At 69.5% G+C, this 16,833-nt stretch carries 13 protein-coding genes; 2 read left to right on the forward strand and 11 right to left on the reverse strand.

What is annotated here, in order from left to right; all coding sequences use genetic code 11:
* Nucleotides 1-14: 14 nt before the first annotated feature.
* Genes E8A74_RS30125 through E8A74_RS30140 form a run of 4 tightly spaced genes read right to left on the reverse strand, consistent with a single transcriptional unit; the run spans nucleotide 15 to nucleotide 4,878 of the window.
* Entirely contained in the window at nucleotides 15-1,094 is a 1,080-nt protein-coding gene (locus tag E8A74_RS30125) for a DUF4340 domain-containing protein (RefSeq protein WP_136932550.1), read from the reverse strand.
* Nucleotides 1,095-1,115: 21 nt separating this feature from the next.
* On the reverse strand, nucleotides 1,116-2,957 hold the full coding sequence (locus E8A74_RS30130) for a GldG family protein (RefSeq protein ID WP_136932551.1): 1,842 nt from the start codon (nucleotides 2,955-2,957) through the stop codon (nucleotides 1,116-1,118).
* Nucleotides 2,958-2,967: 10 nt separating this feature from the next.
* Nucleotides 2,968-3,705, reverse strand: a complete 738-nt coding sequence (locus E8A74_RS30135; protein ID WP_136932552.1) for an ABC transporter permease — start codon at nucleotides 3,703-3,705, stop codon at nucleotides 2,968-2,970.
* Nucleotides 3,706-3,711: 6 nt separating this feature from the next.
* Complete coding sequence (locus tag E8A74_RS30140) at nucleotides 3,712-4,878, reverse strand: ATP-binding cassette domain-containing protein (RefSeq protein WP_232379812.1); 1,167 nt, start codon at nucleotides 4,876-4,878, stop codon at nucleotides 3,712-3,714.
* 459 nt (nucleotides 4,879-5,337) lie between these two features.
* On the opposite strand from E8A74_RS30140, the gene E8A74_RS52870 reads away from it, so the two are divergent.
* Together E8A74_RS52870 and E8A74_RS30150 are read left to right on the forward strand one after the other, a co-directional pair.
* Complete coding sequence (locus E8A74_RS52870; protein ID WP_170229480.1) at nucleotides 5,338-6,441, forward strand: hypothetical protein; 1,104 nt, start codon at nucleotides 5,338-5,340, stop codon at nucleotides 6,439-6,441.
* Nucleotides 6,442-6,552: 111 nt separating this feature from the next.
* Nucleotides 6,553-8,391 (forward strand): GAF domain-containing sensor histidine kinase, encoded by a 1,839-nt coding sequence (locus tag E8A74_RS30150; RefSeq protein WP_136932553.1) that lies wholly within the window; start codon nucleotides 6,553-6,555, stop codon nucleotides 8,389-8,391.
* Here E8A74_RS30150 and E8A74_RS30155 read toward each other — a convergent pair.
* The 7 genes from E8A74_RS30155 to E8A74_RS30180 form a co-directional block, all read right to left on the reverse strand.
* A complete protein-coding gene (locus tag E8A74_RS30155) occupies nucleotides 8,385-8,963 on the reverse strand; it encodes a hypothetical protein (protein ID WP_136932554.1) in 579 nt (192 codons plus the stop codon). The two genes, E8A74_RS30150 and E8A74_RS30155, sit on opposite strands and share 7 nt — an antisense overlap.
* A 21-nt stretch (nucleotides 8,964-8,984) precedes the next feature.
* Nucleotides 8,985-11,129, reverse strand: a complete 2,145-nt coding sequence (locus tag E8A74_RS30160) for a hypothetical protein (protein WP_136932555.1) — start codon at nucleotides 11,127-11,129, stop codon at nucleotides 8,985-8,987.
* An 81-nt stretch (nucleotides 11,130-11,210) separates the two neighbouring features.
* Nucleotides 11,211-11,822 carry a hypothetical protein gene (locus tag E8A74_RS30165; RefSeq protein WP_136932556.1) on the reverse strand — a complete coding sequence of 204 codons (612 nt, stop codon included), beginning with the start codon at nucleotides 11,820-11,822 and terminating at the stop codon, nucleotides 11,211-11,213.
* A gap of 58 nt (nucleotides 11,823-11,880) precedes the next feature.
* Entirely contained in the window at nucleotides 11,881-12,009 is a 129-nt protein-coding gene (locus tag E8A74_RS55650) for a hypothetical protein (RefSeq protein WP_269749896.1), read from the reverse strand.
* A gap of 139 nt (nucleotides 12,010-12,148) precedes the next feature.
* On the reverse strand, nucleotides 12,149-12,943 hold the full coding sequence (gene lipB, locus E8A74_RS30170) for a lipoyl(octanoyl) transferase LipB (protein WP_136932557.1): 795 nt from the start codon (nucleotides 12,941-12,943) through the stop codon (nucleotides 12,149-12,151).
* Complete coding sequence (locus E8A74_RS30175; RefSeq protein WP_232379813.1) at nucleotides 12,943-14,433, reverse strand: HD domain-containing phosphohydrolase; 1,491 nt, start codon at nucleotides 14,431-14,433, stop codon at nucleotides 12,943-12,945. The genes lipB and E8A74_RS30175 overlap by 1 nt, the downstream gene beginning before the upstream one ends.
* 53 nt (nucleotides 14,434-14,486) lie before the next feature.
* Nucleotides 14,487-16,781, reverse strand: a complete 2,295-nt coding sequence (locus E8A74_RS30180; RefSeq protein ID WP_232379814.1) for a pseudouridine synthase — start codon at nucleotides 16,779-16,781, stop codon at nucleotides 14,487-14,489.
* Nucleotides 16,782-16,833: the final 52 nt, after the last annotated feature.

Consider the following 16,833-nt stretch of genomic DNA (forward strand, 5'->3'; position numbering starts at 1 on the left):
CTACCGGGCTCGGGTCATTCGAGCTCGGGGGGCGCGTCGTGGCCGTGGCCGTCGTCCGCGCCGTGCTCGTCCTTCTTTTCGTCCTTCTTCTTGTCGTCGGACTTCTCGAACTTGGCGCGATCCGCCGTGGCCCAGTCGCCCGACCACGACGAGATCACGTAGACCGTGCCGTCCCCGCCCTCTTTCTGGGCGAAGCGGCTCGATCCCTTGCTCGTCTTGCCGACCTTGACCGTGATGTCGCCGGCGTTGTCCTTGAGCTTGATCTGGACCACGCCGCCGTTCGTCTCGGCCGCGTCGACCCCGGCGTCCGATTTCTCGTCACCGAAATCCTCGGCGGTCAGGGACTTGTAGGCGCGCAGCATGTCCTTGACCTTGGCCTCGTCGAACTTCTCCCACTTCTTCTCGGGCTTCTCGAGCTTCTTGTCCTTGTCGCGCTTCGCGTACGAGCCCGCCCACTTCTCGTCGTTCTTCGAGAAGCTGAACTGGCCGTTCGCGTTGGTCACGGACACCTGGATCACGTTCGCGTCCTCGAACTTGAGGATCGACGTCTCGCGCCAGTTCTTGACCTCACGCGTGTAGAGGAAGTTCGAGTAGCCGCCGACCACCCACACGCCGTCCTTGCCGCCGACGCGCGCGAGCTGGCCACGAGAGCCGCTCTTGCCGAAGTAGGCGTCGAAGATCTTGCCGTCGCCCTTGTAGGCGAGGACATGGACGCCCTTCTCGTCGTCGAGCTCGTACTGCTTGTAGGTGCCCGTGCCGCGGTCGATGCTCTCCTTGACCTTGATGTCCTTCAAGTTGTCGAGGAGCGACCGCACGTTCGACGCGTTCGCCTTGGCGGACACGGGAGCCACGAGCTCCCATGCGTCGCCCTTCTTCTCCAGCGTGACGCTCGATTTGTCGGCGTTCTTGATCTCGATCTTGGTGATCGCCTCGACGTCGTCCTTCGCGGGCGCAAGCGCCGGGAAGTCGGCCGTCGCCGCGGTCGCGGAGTGGGCCGACATCTCCTTCTGCTTCGTCTGCCTCGTGGCGTAGAGGCCGCCGCCGAGGGCCGCGAGGACGCCGATCGCCACGTAGATCTTGTACTCGGTCTTCATGGGTGTCCTTCGTCTTCGTCGTCAGTCGAGTCGGATGGATTCCCGCGCGTTCTCACGCCGCCACCAGCGGAAGAGGCCGAACGCCGCGAAGAGCAAGGGGCCGAAGAGCGTGAGCGACCACTGCACCCGCGTCTGCGTCTTCTTGCGCTCGAGGCGATACTCCTCGGCCTTCTTCGTCGCCGTCGACTCGTCGTCGGTCGCGTCGATCTTCGGCGCCTCGATGTTCGCGTACGTGAGCTTGGGCTCCTGGAGGAGCTTCGCGCTCGTCGCGATGAGGTCCGAATCGCCGCTCATCCAGTCGAGGACGTTCTTGAACGCGAGGATCGTCGCCGTCAGGTAGTTCTGGGCGTACGGCATCGAGAGCATCTGCAGATCCTCGTCGCCGCCCATGCCGCCCATCATCATCATCTGCGGCGGCATCGGGGGCGCGTTGCCCGAACGCGCGTAGGGGTTCGCGAGGAACTGCGAGGCGCTGATCACGAGCAAGCGGCTCTTGTCCTTCGACTCGGCCGCCGTCTCGATGCCCTCACCCGCGCCGCCGAACGCGCTCTTGATCTTGCCCTCGAGCGCGACGGCCATCGCGCGCTGGCCGTACTCGCCCTTCGGCTTGGCCTGCGCGGAGAACTTGAGGTCGATCGCGTCGGAGGTGTCGATCGTGCTGCGCGGCGTGGAGCGAGCGACCACCTTCATCTGCGCGCCCGGCTGCTTCTCCGGGTGCGGGACGAGCGTCGACGGGAAGGGGAACGCGAGCTCCTCGATGCGGAAGAAGCCGGCGAACGACGAGTCGAGCGTCTGCTCCTTCTCGTCGAGGCCGTCGACGTGCTGCGCGTGCGCCATGCCGTAGCCGATGATGCCGATGACCTGGCCGGTCTGCGTCGGGACCGCGATGCGGACGGGGCGACCCCAGTCCATGATCGCTTCCTTCTTCATCTCGACGCCGTAGCCGTCGAGCAGTTTGTCCAGGCCGTGGAGGTTCAGCTCGGCCTTCATCGCCGCGTCGGAGGCCTTGAGGTTCACGGCGCCCGCGACCACCACGACCGACTTGTTCCCCTCCATGAGGAACTGATCGATGCGGCGGAGCTCCTTCTCCGTGTAGTCCTTGCCGGGCTGCGTGATGATGATGCCGGCGAGCTCCTTGTTGATCTCGGCGTCGCCGTTCTGCAGGTCGACCTCCTCGATCTTGTAGAAGGGCAACGCTTGGTCGAGGATCCCCTTCATCGAGGGACCGCCGCCGCGGCCGGGCTGCGCCGCCACGAGGTTCGTGTCGGTCAGCTTCATCTCGTCCTTGCCCGTGATGACGCCGTACTTCTGGTAGACGTTGTCGGCGCGGTCGCGGAGCTCCCGGATCTTGTTCGTGATCCAGAACTCGAGGCCCTGCGACTGGTCTGCCGACAGTATCGGGATCGCCTCTTTTTCGCTGCCGTACTTGAAGGCGATGCCCATGAAGCCGCGCGTGATCGTGGCCTGATCCTGGCCCGTCTCGCTGCCCTCACCGAAGGCCGCTTCCTGCAGGCCCGCTTCCTTCGCGGCCGTGCGCTGCTCCTCGGTCTTCGGCTCGATGAGCGTGTACTTGAACTTGCCGTTCGAGCCGCGCTCGTACTCGTTCATCAGGTCGACGAGGTCCTGGATGAAGGCCTCCTGCTTCGGGCCGCCGCGCGTCACGTAGACGTCGACCTGCAGGTCTTGCTTGAGGCCCTCGGAGACGAGGCGCGCCGATCCCTTCGACAGGGTGAACCGCTCGTTCTTCGTCACGTCGATGCGCTTGTTCTGGATGAACGCGATGACGTTCACGACGACGAGGATCGCCGCGACGAGGACGAGATAAACGCCGGTTGCCGCTTTGGCCTTGGTCTTGCGTTCCATGGCCTTCCTCCTACGCCCACTTCCGACGCTCGAGCGCGCGGAACGCCGCCATCAGGCAGCCCACCGCGATCGAGGCGAAGTAAACGATGTCACGGGTGTTGATCATGCCCTTCGCGAAGGGCACGAGACGGGTGTCGAAGCTGATGAACGAGATCGCCTCGCGCAGCCAGGGCGTCGGCATCTTGTCCGCCACGCTGCCGACCATGTGAAGCGCGAAGAGCACCACGAAGGTGATGAAAAACGCGACCGTCTGGCTCTCCGCGAGCGCCGAGATCAGAAGGCCGATCGAGACGGCCGCCGCGCTGTAGAGCAGCAGGCCGAGATACCCCGAGTAGACCGGGCCCATGTCGAGCGGGCCGAGATCCCAGGGCTTGAAGAACATGAGCAGCGGGTAGAGCAGCGTCGAGGCGACGAGCAGGAGCACGAGCCCCCACGCCCCGAGGAACTTGCCCAGGATCACCTCGTGATCCTTCACGGGCAGGGTGATCAGCATCTCGAGCGTGCCCGAGCGCTTCTCCTCCGCGAGGAGGCGCATCGTCACGACGGGGATGATCAGGAACGACAAACCCCGCGGCGCCTGCGCGAAGATCTGCACGAGCGAGGCCCGGTCCTGCTGCCAGAAACCGCCCCCGAACTCGAAGAACACGAAGCCCAGAAGGATCAGCCCGAGGCAGATCACGACGTAGGCCAGCGTCGAGTCGAAGTTCGAGCGGAACTCGCGCTTCGCGATGATGAATGTGGTGCCCATCGGCGTTCAGCCCTTCTTCTTCTTGTCGTCCTCGTCGGACTCGTCTTCGTCCTCGTCCTCGTCGGACTCGTCCTCATCGGACTCGTCTTCAGCGGACTCGTCCTCGTCCTCGTCCTCGTCTTCGTCCTCGGCGGCCGCCTCGGCCTCGTCCTCGTCGTCCTCGACGACGGGACGGCCGCGATCACGGCGCTCGTCGTTCTTCGTGAGCGCCTTGAACACGTCCTCGAGCTTCTGCGCCTCACGACGCATCTCGAGCAGGAGCCAGCCCTTCGAGACGATGAGCTGGAAGATCTCCGCGCGGATGTCGCCGTCCTGCGCGCCCGCGAGCTGGAAGCTGTGCGCGCGATCGTCCGTCGGCAGCTCCACGACGCTCGTCACGCCGGGCAGTTTTTCGAGGGCCGTTTGCACTTCCTCGGCGCTCGGCGCCTTCTTCGCGGGGCCTCCCTCGAAGACGCGCTTCTCGTGCACCTGGACCACGTAGCGAACCCGGCCGCTCTTCGCGCGGATCTCCTCGAGCGGCCCGTCAGCGACGATGCGCCCCTTCGAGACGATGATCGCGCGCGCGCACGCCTGCTCGACCTCGGACAGGTTGTGGGTCGAGAGGAGGATCGTGCGCTCCTTGCCGATCTCCTGGATGTACTTGATGACCTCGGCCTTCTCGTTCGGGTCGAGGTCGCTCGTCGGCTCGTCGAGGATGAGAATGGGCGGGTCGTGCACGAGCGCCTGGGCGAGGCCGACGCGCTGCCGGTAGCCGTGCGACAGGTCGCGGATGTCCTTGCCGAGGCTCGTCGCGAGGCCGCAGACCTCGACGATGTTCTTCATGCGCTTCTTGAACGTCGCCGTCTCGAGCCCACGCATGTCCGCGACGAAGGTCAGGTACTCCCAGACGCTCATTTCCCCGTAGAGGGGCGCGCGCTGGGGCAGGTAGCCGATCTTCTTCCGGACCTCGAGGGGATCGTCGAATACGTCGTAGCCATGCACCCGCGCCGTCCCGCCGGTGGCGGAAATGAAGCAGGTGAGAATACGCATCGTCGTGGACTTGCCGGCGCCGTTCGGGCCGAGAAAGCCCACCACCTCCCCGCGGTGGACCTCGAAGCTCACCTTGTCGAGCGCGCGAAACGCCCCGTATCGCTTGGTGAGCCCATTGGCCTCGATCATCACGTCGGTAGACAATCCGACCTCCTTCGGTAGAGCGCGCACCTGAGCGCCCTTTGTCGCTGCACGGTAAAACCAGGTGAGGGTCCGCCAGAGCCGCACGGCGGCGCCCCCTCGGCTCGGGATCTCGCGATCTTGGCGATCTAGCCCGAGCGAACGGCGCGCATCCTAGCGGTGGGCGGATCCGTGTCAACGCCATGGTGACGTCGATCGCGCGGCCCAAACCCCCATCGAACGGCTTTATTCCCGGTCCGATGTCCCAGGTTGTGTAGTTCGGCATACTCGATGCGGGCGGCAGGCGCGGAAGGGGCGAGGTGCGGGAAAGGGGCGGCGGGGCGGGAAGACGCGGGCGGCGCGGAAGCGGCGAGGAGGGCGGAGGGAGCCTGGACGTCCGGACCGACGGGCGGGGGGGAGGGGGCGGTGGTAGCCTCGGGGCATCTTTCTTCGGCGCGGCGAGCGGCGAGCAGGAGGTCCTTCATGTCCCTTCGTAAGCAGTGGTCTGTTCTGGGTACGAGCGCGGCGTTCGCGCTCGGGCTGTGTGTCGTCCTCTCGGCGGCGTGTCGGGCGGAGGAGAACAACAACCCCTCGGGCGGCGACGGCGGCAGCGGCGCGACCGGTCCCACGGGGCCGGGCTCCGGGGGCGCCGGAGGCGAAGGCGGCGCCGGGGGCGCAGGCGGCGAGGGCGGCGCCGGGGGCGCGATGTGCGACGGCAAGGAGGTCACGATCGAGCAGATCACGAACGCCAAGGCGGCCGGGGCGGTCGGGAAGGGGACCCCCGTGCGGGTGAAGGGCGCCGTCGCCATGAGCCACAAGTTCCTCGTCTCGCAGAGCAACGCGGGCAACTGCCTGTGGGGCGTGTTCGTGTCGGCGCCCGGCCTGACGGAGACGCAGGCGTACTCCGGGGTGATGGTGCTGAGCTACGGCGTGCCCGCGGCGATCCCGCCCGGCGGCAACAAGGCGTACTGCCCGAAGCTGTCGAACTACTACGAGGGCGATCCGCTGCCGGGCGACGCGATCCCGGACGACGTGAAGCCGGGCGACACGCTCGACATCACGGGCGTGGCCGATTCGTTCCTGCTCGCGGCCTGCGCGAACGAGATGAACGGGAGCAAGGTGCCGCAGACGCAGATCGCCTTCACGTGCTCGGTGACGCGGACGGGGACGGGACCCGTGCCGGCGCCGCACGCGTTCACGGACGAGGCGGAGGTGGCGAAGCTCGGCTCGACGACGGACGCGGACTTCCACAACGCGTGGGGCGGCGTGAAGGTGCGCGTTTCGAACGCCAAACCCGTGCCCCAGCCGAACCCGGCGCCGATGGGGATGGGCGAGGTCGTGGTCGGCGACTTCGGCGTGATCAAGCTCCAGGACTCGAACGTCGAGGTCGGCGACAAGATCTATTACCGCGGCTACGATAAAAACGGTTGCTACGCGGCGCCGGTGTTCTGGGACGTCAATATGACGTTCAATGCGATCGACGGCTTCAGCTACCTCAGCTATTGCACCTGGGGCCTGCAGCCGAACAGCAAATGCAGCGATTTCGATCCGAAGAGCGAGGACTGCGGCGGCTTGACCTGCCCGTAGCCGCATCGTCGGGCGTCGTCCCGAGCGGTCCTCGGCGACGCGCGCGCGTCGCCGAGGGCCGGCGCGTATCTCTTTCGCCCACGCCCCGATTCCGAGTACGCTCGGGCCATCATGGCCGCCCGCCGTACGACCGCCACGACAAGGCCGAGCCCCTCGCTCCAGGCGCTCCTCGGCCTTTCGGGGCTGCTCGCGCGCGGAAAACCCGGCGGCCTGCTCTCCGAGGCCCTCGCGCTCGTCCTCGAAGGCGTGGGCGCGCAGCGCGGCGCCGCCTATGAGGCCACCGAGGACGGACTCGAGCTAAAAGCCGACGTGGGGCTGCCCGCGACGCTGCGCGCCTACATCGGCACGTTCCCGAGCGCCGAGGTGCCCTGGTTTCCAGCGCAGACGGCCGCCAAGAAGAGGCGCATCACGACGGAGATGGACGCCGCCACGGCGCTCGCCGGGCGGATCGATCGGGAGCTCGTGAACAGCGCAGGCTGGGGCACGATCCTCGCCATGCCCATCCTGATCGGGAGGGACGTGCTCGGCGCGCTGGTCGTCGCCACGCCGTCGGCGGAGATGCTCTCGCCCGAGGCGCCGTTCGTGCTGGAGACGGCGGCGAACATGCTCGCGCTCTCGATGGCGCACGAAAAGGCGCAGGGACGCGCCGCGGCGCTCGCCGCCGAGGAGGTGAAGCCCGTGGCGGGCGCGCTCGAACGGCGGGGCGCGGACGCGAAGCTCGCGCGGCTGGCGATCCTGGGCTCGCTCGCGGCGGGGTTCGCCGACGAGATGCGCTGGCCGCTCTCGTCGCTCGGCACGCAGCTCGAAGAGCAAGAGAAGCTCATTGGCCACCTGCGCGTGCGGTTCCCCGGTGTGGCCTCGGCGCTCGACGATCTCGCGCGGATCCAGGACGAAGCCACGACGGCGCTCCGGTTCGCGCGGACCGCGGGGACACGGCTGCTCTCCGCGCTGGAGGATTCGAGCGCAGAGCCCGTGGATCTCGGGGATCTCGCGCACGAAGCCGCGGCCCTCGTCGAGCCCACGGCGCGCGCGCGGAATGTCGATCTGCTGGTGACGGCCGTGCATGGATCGTCGCCGATTGTCGTAGGAAAGCGGAGTGATCTCGGTCAACTCCTGCTCTCCTTGCTCACGAACGGGGTCGAGGCCTGCGCGGTCGCCGCGGAGGCGGGCACGAAGGCGAAGGCCGGCGAGGAGCCGCAAAAGCCGCTCGTGTGCGTGACCGTGACGCGCGACAAGGAGCAGGTCGTCGTGCGCGTGGAGGACGCGGGGGCAGGCGTCCCGCCCGACATGCGGGCCCGGATCTTCGACGCGTTTTTCACGACGAAAAAGGAGTCCCTCGGGCTCGGGCTCACGCTCGCGCGGCAGGTCGCGGTCGCGCACCGCGGGACGTTGGAGCTCGATCGATCGGATCTCGGCGGCGCGCTCCTCAAGGTCGTGCTGCCGGCCGCGCCGATAGGCGTGTCGGCGGCGCGGAACCACCCGCCGCCGCCCTCCCGGCGCAAGCCTTTGGGGTCGCCTTCCGTGCCTCCCGCCGGCCCGTCCACGGCCCGCGACGGCTGGACCTCCGCCCCGAGGGCCATCGAGCAAAAGACGCCACGAAAGCCCGTCCGCGCGCCCCTCCCGGTCGGCAATGCGCTCGTCGTCGCCGCGGATACGGATGTGTGCGCACCCACGCAGCGGGTGCCACGGACGCCGTCCGGAGGGCACGCCGCGCAGACGCCGAAGGTCCCGGCGGTCGTGATGTCGCACCGGTCGAGGACGGCGCCCCGCGTGGATATCGTCTCGTCGCCGAAAGGTTATGATTCATCGCAGATCGCGACGCAGAAGATCGCGCCGAAGCCGCCCCGGACGAGCACGACCCCCGGCGGGAGCGTGGTTCCGACCGCGCGGGTGCCCGAGGCGCCGAAACGGGCGCCGCGATCGCGGCGGTCGAAAGAATCGCCTCAATAACCCCAGACGTATTCGGCGCGGAAATAGGCGCCGATCATCTGATCGACGCCGCCCTTCGGGCCGAGGAGGAGCACACCGTAGCGGCCTGATACGCCGACGGTGAAGCTGCGGCTGACCTGGTAGTCGATGCCAACCGGCAACGAGAAGCCGAGGCGGCCGCTCGTGCAGCCCGTCTCGCCCGCCGCGCCGCAAGGGTCGAGGGCCGAGACCGCATACCCGCCGGCCATGACGCCGAACCAGGGGACCACGCGCAGGATATCGACGACGTATCCAATGCCCACGCTGCCGCCGGCGAGGACGACGGGCGTCGCGCCGGGGGCGAAGCTGCCGTCGACCTGGACGAGGAGGTTGAACGTGTCCGTGAGGCCGTATGTGCCGTGCAGCGCGGCGCCGAAGCCGTGGAGCGAGGTCGCCGTGGTGGGAATGCTCTCGCCGGGCAGGCCAGGCAGGACGAGGGAATACCCGAGCCCGCCGCCGACGTGCCACTGCCGCTCGTAGGCCTCGGCCGCGGGCGCGGCGGCCAAAATCGACAGGAACGAAGCAAGGAGCAAGGGCGCGCGGGACCGTCGCATCGGAGAGAGCGATAGCACCTTTTACAGGTCGAGGTGCCGCGCGAGCTCGATCCGCGTCGGATCCGTGGCCACGCCGCGCAAGAATCGATAACGCGCCTCCCAGCGCGTCGCAGCCTCGGCGTCGCCGCGGAAGCGCGCCGCGTCGGCCCGCGCGAAGGCATAGGAGCGGAGCGAGAAGCGGCGCAGGTCGAAGGCCGAGACTGCGTCGAGCCAGATCTCCACGTCCCCCTCGGTGGGCGCGAGCAGGCGCCCCGCGAGCGCGAGGTGCACGCCGAGCCAGGGCGGAGAATCGCCGCGATCCCGGAGCGCCGCCCAGCGCGCCGCGTGGCGGAGCGAGGGATCCGCGCCCGCGAGGCCTGCCCAGCCGTCGAGCGCCCGCGTGACCCGCGCCGATTGCGCGGCCGCGTCGCCGGCCCGGTACGGTTCGAGCGGGTTGCCAAAGCCGATCCACGAGACCGCCGTCCCGGCCTCGACGTCCGCCCACGGAGGCGGCGGCGGCGTCCTCGCACCGAGCGCGGCGAGCTGCCAGCGCGCCCGCGCCGCGAGGAGCACGTCGTGGCAGGCCTCGGCCCGCGCCTCCGCGCGTTCGGCCGACGCCCGCGCCTCGTCGCGCTTGCCGAGCGCCATGGCGAGCTCGGCCCGCTGCAGCGCGACCGCCGCCGGGACCCGCGGATCCGAGGCGGCCTTGCCCGTGCGCTCGTCCTTCGCCGGCGTGTCGTCCACGGCGAGCTCCGCGAACGCCTTCTCCCGATCCCCGGCGAGCCGGAACACGTTCGACCGCACGAGCGCGCGGCCGTGAGGTCCGAGGCCGAGCGCGGTCGCGGCCTCGTCCGCGGCGGTCGCCCCGGAGGCCGCGTCGCCCTCCCGCGCGAGCGCCGCCGCCGCTTCGAGCCAGAGCGCGCCTCGCGCCGCGACGAGCGCCTCGGCCGTCGCGCGTTCGGGGCCCACCTTGGACGCGCGGAGCTTTGCTTCGAGGCCGAGGACCCCGCGCGCCGCTGCCACGAACGTCGCCCCCGGGACCACCGGCGGCGGCTCCACGTCGCCGAGCACGGGCCGCCGCTCGGCGAGCCACTCCGTCGCGGTCCACGCGAGCGGCGCGGCGAGCGGCGCCTCGTCGTCGCGCGCGCGGGACAACCGAGCGACCTCGTCCGCGTCGAGATCCGCGCCTGCCGCGAGCACCGCCGCGAGGAGCGCGACCCGCCCACCCGGCCCACGTGGACCGTTCTCCAGGAGCGACCTCGCAGCCGCGATGGCCGCCTGCACGGGCTCCGTCGCCTCGCCGTTTGCGCGGGCCGCGGCGAGGCGCAGCCGGAGGAGCGCGCGTTGCTCCACCACGTCCGCGCCTCCCGCTTTCGGGCTCTCCGGCATCGGCGGCGGCGATTTTCCCGCGCGCGCGGCGCAGGCGACGAGCAGCGCGCGGACCTCGCCGAAATCCCGCGACATGCCCTCGTACCTTCGCGAGGCGCGATCCTCTTGCACGAACGGCAGCATCTCGAAGCCGCGCGTCACGTCCTCGCCCATGCAGAGCACCGCGGCGATCGCCGTGCGGTGGTCGTGATCCCGCGGATCGTAATCGGCGTACCTCCGCGCGAGGGCCTCGGCGCGCTTCGGATCGGCTTCGAGCAGGGCCGCGCGCATCGCCGCGATCCGCACGCGGAAATCGAGCCACATGTCACCCCGCGCGAGCAGCGTGCGGCGATCCCCCAGCGCGTCGGCTTCCCGCCCGAGATCCGGCGCGCCGACCGAGGGGCCGAGCTCGTCGAACGCGAGCCGCTGCGAGCCCTTTTTCACGACCTCGGCGTCGAGGTCGAGCGCGTCTGCCGCCTTGGCCAAGCGCTCGACCGAGGGCGCGCCGACGGCCGCCTCGACGTAGTTCGCGACCGCGACCCGTGCGTTGAGCTCCTCGGCCCGGTAGCGCGCGCGATTCGCGGTCCACGGCAGGCGCGCCGGCAGGAGCATCCACTCCATCGGCTCGCGGCAGGTCAGGACCTCCGGCGGCGCGGCGGACTCGTACGACACGAGGCACTTCTTCGCCTCCCGCGTCCCGTGCGCGAGCATGATCTCCGGCACGGTCACGAACGCGGCCGCGCCCGTGGCCAGGACGGCGACGCTGGCGAGCGCGACCTTTTGCGCCTTGCCGAGCTGCTTGTGCCGCGTCGCGCCCATCGGCGCCCTTCTTAGCTGATTTTCGGTCGCCGCTGCACGGGGGAGCGCGCCCTCCGAGGCTTCTTCCACGCCGTGTGCGCTTCAGATCACCGTCGACGCCACGGCGATCCCGGCTGCGATCGAGCCGAGGCCGGCGAGCGCTTGCAGGCGCGGTCCGAGGGAAGGGGCGACGCGGGTGAGCGAGCGCATCGGCCAGGCCACGAGCGCGGCGATGAGCGCCATGCCGATCACCGACGCGAGCCCGAAGACGCCCACGAAGACCAGCGCCGCCGTACGCGCCTGCATCGTGCTCGCGACGAGCAACGTGAGCGCCGCCGTCCCCGAGGCGCCGTGCACGAGCCCGACCAGCAGGGGCCGTTTGACCGTCTTCGGAGGCGCGCCGTCTTCCTCCACGGGCTTCTGCCGGCGCGACACGAGCGCGCCGATCCCGAGCCCGACCAGCATCACGGCGACGGCGATGTCGAGGGCGAGGGCGATCGCGGGGGGAACCGTCGCGCCGGAAGCCACGAGCGCGCCGCCGGCGAGGACCATCACGGCCCCGTGCCCGAGCCCCCACAGCGCTCCGGACCAGGCCGCCCGCGCGACCGTCCCTCCGCGCGCCACGAAGGTGCACACGGCTGCGACGTGATCTGCCTCGAAGGCATGCTTGAGCCCGAGACCCAGGCCGAGGACGCTCGCCGCCACGACGGACATGGCCGGCACCGTAGCACAGCGCATACCGGCTGTGTCACAGCGTGTGCGGCGCGCATCCTCACCAGGGAGGACGGCCCGAGGGCGGCGGCGGGGGCGGCTTGGCCGGGAACGACAGCCCGCAGTCCTCGCAGACGACCGCGATGTCGACCCCGTCGAGGAAGGGGTTGTTCCGTCGCCGCACAGGCATCGCCCGGCCGCCGCAGCGCGGGCAGCGATCGACCGAAGACGGGTCCGCTGCCGTCTGCGCGACGGAGATCTGGGGAGGCGGAGGCGAAGAAGCAGACCCCACGGATCCCGAGGATCGCACGAAGCGACCCCCCGCGGAATCAGCCGGCGGCGGGTTTTTCTTGCTCTGCGACGCCGGAAGAGACGTGGTCCCCCGCGAGCGTGGCTTCGAGATCGGACACGTGGGTGATGTCCTCGACGCGCGGGACGGAAAGTTCGAGCCCGCGCGAAAGGATCTCGTGACAGCCGAGCGCGAGATCACGCACGGCAGGCGCGCGGCCGACGAGCTCTTCGATCGACGTGACGCTGTGGTCGCGGAGCCCGCACGGCACGATCATCCCGAACGATTGGAGGTCCACGGACAGGTTCAACGCGAAGCCGTGCATCGTGACCCAGCGCGAGAGGCGCACGCCGATCGCGCCGACCTTCGCGATCTCGCTCGCCCAGGGCGCGCCGGCCCACTCCGCGGGTTTGGCGCGATCGGCCCACACGCCGATGAGCCCGTCGACGACGCCCGACTCGACCCCGAGCTCGCGCGCGAGCAGGATCATCACCTCCGCGAGCGAACGGACGTAGCGGCGCACGTCGCATCGATCCGGCTTGAGATCGAGGATCGGATAACACACGAGTTGTCCGGGCCCGTGGTAGGTCACGTCGCCGCCGCGGCCGGTCTGGACGAGATCGACGCCGCGCGCGGCGAGCAGCTCCTCGCCGAGCAGCACGTTGCCTGTGTCGGCGGCGCGACCGAGCGTCACGACGGGCTCGTGCTCGACGAGCAGGATGAGATCCTCGATGTGCCCGTCCGCGCGGAGCGAGACGAGGTGCTGCTGCAGCGCGTGGATCGGCTCGTAGCGCCGTCGACCGAGGAAATACGCCTTCGCCTGTCTCTCGCCCACTACTCCGGTACCTTGTCTCCGGCGCTGCGCCGTTCGTCGCGGTAGCCCTCGATGTTGTCCGTGAAGTTCGCGGCGACCTCGGGATCGAACTGCGAGCCGGAGCAACGCTCGATCTCGGCCAACGCGACCTCGTGCGGCAGCGCGCGGCGATAGGATCTGTCACTCGTCATGGCGTCGTACGTGTCGGCCACGGCGATGATGCGCGCGATGATGGGGATCTCGTTGCCCTTCAGCTTGAGCGGATATCCGCGCCCGTCCCAGCGCTCGTGGTGCAGGTGCACGCCCGGGATGAGCGGGTGCAAGAACTTGATGGGATCGAGGATGTCGCGCCCGAAGACCGGGTGCTTCTTGAAGACCTCGTACTCGTCCTGCGTGAGCTTGCCGGGCTTGTTGAGGTTCAAGACGCAGCCGATCTTGCCGATGTCGTGCATCAGCGCGCTCTGCCGGACGATCTCGACCTCGAACGCGGAGAGGCCGAGCTGCCTCGCGAGGAAGACGGCGTAGAGCGCGACGCGATCCGAGTGACCCGAGGTGTAGCGATCCATCTTGTCGATGGCCTTCGCGAGGCCCTGGATCGTCTGCTGGAACGTGGCCTGCAGATCCTGGTAGAGGCGCGCGTTCTCGATCGCGGCGGCGGCGCGCGACGCGATGATGCTGAGGAGCTTGCGTTGCCCCTCCTCGAAGCGCCGGCCCTTCGAGAACGAGCCGAGCGCGATGAAGCCCATGAACCGCTGCCCGATGCGCAGCGGCACCGCGACGAGCGAGTAGAGCGGCACCTCGGGCGGCGCCGAGAAGAACTTGAGCCCGCGCGGCCCTTGTTCGAGCAACGTCGCCTCCGCGCGCAGGTGCTCGGCGATCTTGTCGTGATCGAGCACGCCGATCGCGGCGTCCTCCGGCAGCGAAGATCCGCGGATGTGTTGCCGCTCGAAGAGCCCGCCCTCGCCGTCGTCGAGCCACGTCGACACGAGATCGCTGCGCACCTCGGAGAGGCAGCTCTCGGCCACGGTCTCGAGCACCTGATCGAGCGAGAGGCTCGCCTGGATGGCCTCGCTGACTTTGTACAGGCCGAGCGCCTCGCGCAGGCGCAGGTTCTCCGCCGCCATGCGCTGCTTCTCGAGGCCGCGCTGCACGACGTGGATCACCTCGTCGAGCTTGAAGGGCTTGAGCACGTAGTCGTACGCGCCGCGCTTCATCGCGTCGATCGCGGTCTCGACCGTGCCGAACCCCGTCATGATCACGGTCAGCGCGTCGGGCGAGGTCTTGCCGATCTCGTCGAGCAGCGCGATGCCGCCCATCCTCGGCATCTTCAGGTCGCTGATGATGAGATCGTAGTGCGACTTCGTCAGCTCCCCGAGTGCGGCGGAGCCATCCTCGGCGGTGCGGACGATGTAGCCTTCCATGCCCAGGAAATCCGCCAGCATGTCGCGGATCACCTTCTCGTCGTCGACCACGAGGATACGCGGGCGCTCTTCCGTGAGTTGAGACGGCACGGGCCGAGCCTACCAGATGTCTTGCAACTTTTCGGGCGAGATGAATCGCGCCGTCAGTCGTCGTCGGAGACGATCGCGTGGCGGATCGTGCGGGGCGACTCGTCGAGCTCGGGGACGTGCTCGGTCGGCGCCTCCGTGATGGTCGGCGAGGGGAGGCCGCCGGGCGGCGCGTACGAGGGCGGCTGCGCGTAGCCCGGCGGCGAGGCGTACGAGGGCGGCGACGCGAACGAGTCAGGCGACGCGTACGACATCGGCTCGGCGAGCGAGTCCGGCGGATACGAGGGCGGCGGCGGCGCGAGATCGGTCGGCATCGGGCCGATCGCTGGCTGCGAGCCGCCGCGATCGAGCGGCCGTGGCGGCGGTAAGGGCGCGCTCGCCGGTTCGCCCGGGAGCATCGACGAGGCCCGGTTCTCGCCGAGCGCGTGCTTCTGTTCGAGGAACTTGATCACGGACGAACCCGTCGCGCGCTCGAGCGACGCGCGCAGATCCCCCGGCAGCGTCGACTCGATGAGCAGCTTCGCGCCCGTGCGCGGATGCACGATCTCGATGCGGATGAGGTGCACGAACGAGCGATCGAGGCCGTGCTTTTCCTCGAAGTAGCGGTTCGTCGGCACGTGGCCGTACCGCTCGTCGCCGAGCACCGGGTGCCCGATCGCCGCGAGGTGGCGGCGGATCTGGTGCGGCCGGTGCCCGTCGGGGATCACGCGCAGGATCGAGTGGCCCGAGGCCACGGCGAGGCGGCGGTACCGCGTCCGCGCCATGTAGCTGCGGCCGCCCTCGCGCAGGTCGCGCGCGATGGCGCCCTTCGTTGGCGTGACGCCCTTCGCGGCGACGAGGTAGATGAGCCGACCGCTCGTGGCGAGCGCCGTCGTCCAGAGCTGCCGCGCCACCTCGTTCCGCGCGAAGATGCAGAGGCCGCTCGTGCCGGTGTCGAGCTTGTTCACCACCTTGAGGTTCGACACGCCGGGCAAACGCAGACAGCGCTGCATCAGCGAGCCGAGGTACTCCGGCTGGTTCTCGACCGGCTCGTGCGGGCCCTTCTCGACCACGATGACGTCGTCGTCTTCGTAGATCACGCGCGGCTGCGCGGGCGGCGCGCGCTTGAGCACCGCCACCGTCTCGACCTCTTCCGTGAGGGGGATCATGTCAATCGGGATGAGCTCGCTCGACGTGTAGCCGAGGCGGCTGAAGTGATCGAGGTCGCGCGCCAGCGTATCGGGATCACACGAGACATAGATGCAGAGCGGCGCGCCGAGGCGGGCGATGGCCTCGCGCGCCGCGGGCGAAACCCCGCGCCGCGGCGGGTTCATCACCACGGCGTCGAACTTCTCGTTGTTCGCGAGCAACGAGTTCACCACGTCGGCCGCGTCGCCGACGCGCGCGTCGAGCTTGCCGAGCCCCTGCGCTTCGGCCGCCGCGCGCGCGTTCTGCACCGCCGGCGCGAACGACTCCACCATCGTCACGATGTTCTTCGCGTGCGACAGCGCGATCGAGATCGCGCCCGAGCCGCCGTAGAGATCGAGCACCTTCGGCTGCCGCCGGTTCGTGCCCGTCTCGTCGATCAAGAGCTGCATGTCGAGCGAGGCGATCTCGCGCGTGATGAGCGCATGCACGCGCGACGCCTGGCCGCGGTGCACCTGCACGAACGATCCGAACGAGGCCACGTGGTACGTCGGCCCGATACGATCCTCGGCGTGCGGCACGCCGTCGAGCACCATCGTCTCCGGCCCGAGGATCTGCGGCGCGTCCGCCTCGTGCAGGTTCGCCGCGATCCCCACGACGCGCGGCAAGAGCGCCCGGAGCGCGCGTCCCGCCTCCTTGAGCTCGTCGCGCGAGGGGACACGATCACGCTGGAGCACGAACGTGAGCAGCACGCCCACGCGGTTGCCTTGTGCGGTCGTCGTCGTCTCGGGCAGCGACGTCGTGCCCGGCATGTGCACCTCGCGCAGATCGATCGCGCGGAGCACGCCGCCGCCGTGCGGATCGTACGGCAAGAGCAGCCCGCGGGCCTCCGGCGGCGGCGACGCGATGAGCCCGCGCAGGATCGTCGTCACCTCGGCGAGCGCGGGCGCGAGCACGCGGCAGTTCGGGATGTCGATCACGTCGTGGTTGCCGGAGCGACCGTAGAGCCCGATCCCGCCCGTCGGCGACACGATGAGCTTCGCGCGCCCGCGGTAGCCCACGATCTGGTCGCCGGGCACGACCTGGCGCGTGTACAGAAGCTCGAGCGCCGGGTAGTGCACGATCGCGCTCACCACGCGCGCGCGCTTCGTCGTGAGCTGCTGGGCGTAATCCATCCCGATGAGTGGACAGCCGCCGCATTGCTCGGCGTGTACGCACTCGATCATGGTCGACGGGATCTCGCCGGCTCGTAGGGTCCGACGCGTGGGATTCGAAAGA

This window comes from Polyangium fumosum (genome assembly GCF_005144585.1).
Lineage (GTDB): Bacteria > Myxococcota_A > Polyangia > Polyangiales > Polyangiaceae > Polyangium > Polyangium fumosum.